Source organism: Jatrophihabitans sp. YIM 134969 (genome assembly GCF_054456675.1).
Map to the genome: position 1 here is coordinate 1 of NZ_JBTJEQ010000107.1, position 1,216 is coordinate 1,216.

Consider the following 1,216-nt stretch of genomic DNA (forward strand, 5'->3'; position numbering starts at 1 on the left):
TTCCAGGGTGCCGACGCGAACCCGGCCAGGCCGAGTTCCGCGCCGATGTCCTCACGCAGCGAACGGATGTCGAGGCGGTGGGCGCGGTCGTGGCGCGCTGCTCGCCGCGGCGCTGACCCTCGCCCCGGTCGCGCTGCTGCCGGCGACCCACGACGTCCTGCACCAGCCGTACCGGGCCGCGCTGATGCCGGAGACGGGCGTCCTGGTCACCCGACTGCGGGAGAGCGGCCTCGCCGCCGTGGTCTCCGGGGCCGGTCCCACCGTGCTGGTGCTGGCGGTCGACGACGACCAGCGCGCGGCCGCGCTCGCCGCGGCGCCGGCCGGGTGGTGGGCCGCGGGGCTCGACGTCGCCTCCGGCGCGACCGCCACCCTGGTGCCGGACCCCGCCTGACAGCAGACGTGATCCGGGAACACGCCCCGGGCGGGTCGTGTTGCTCTCTCCGAGCGCCACGATTACAGTCGGGCGCGTAACCGGTGGTCGATGCGTTCCCACCGTGTGCGTTCTCCAGGCAGGGCCGACGGCCCCGGTGTGTCGACATCCTTGACAAACCCGCCGTCCGGGCCCGTGTGTGCCGGCCCCCACCGTCGCATGCGTTGCCCCTCACGGACCTCCTCGCCCTGGACACGCACGCTCACGCATCACCACCCGGTGGTCACCGGATCTGACCGGTGACCGGTGTCACGGCCCGCTCGGGCCGTGCCGCCTCAGCCCGCCGTACAGGTCGTACGCCGCGGGGTCGTCCCGAAAGGTCAACCACAGCCAGTGACCGACACAGCAGACCGCACGGAGACCCTGGTCCTGCCAGGGGTCGACACGAACGGGGCCGGCGCCGAGACGCCCGCCCGTCGTCGCTCCGGCTCGCTGTCCTCGATGCTCCTGCCCGAGCTCCAGCAGCTCGCCGGCAGCCTCGGCATCCCCACCGCCAAGAAGAAGAAGTCGGACCTCGTGGCCGCCATCCAGGCGCACCGGTCCGGCGGGTCGAACGGCGCCGGCGCCGCGACCACCGCCCCGACCGTGTCCGCCCCGGTCGCCTCAGCTCCGGCCGCCTCAGCTCCGGCCGCCTCAGCTCCGGCCGCCTCAGCTCCGGCTGCCTCCGCTCCGGCCGAGGCCCCGGCCGCGACGTCCGCCCCGGAGTCGAACGCCGCCCCGCGCACCCGCACCCGTCGGGGCGCGAGCCGGCCCGCCGCTGCGGCCGACTCCTCCGCCGCGGCCACC

The 1,216-nt window shown here is 75.7% G+C and carries 2 pseudogenes; both read left to right on the plus strand.

What is annotated here, in order from left to right:
- Positions 1-391: pseudogene (locus ACXR2U_RS24055) on the plus strand (homoserine kinase); the annotation flags it as partial.
- Positions 392-763: 372 nt separating this feature from the next.
- Positions 764-1,216, plus strand: a pseudogene (locus ACXR2U_RS24060) (transcription termination factor Rho); the annotation flags it as partial.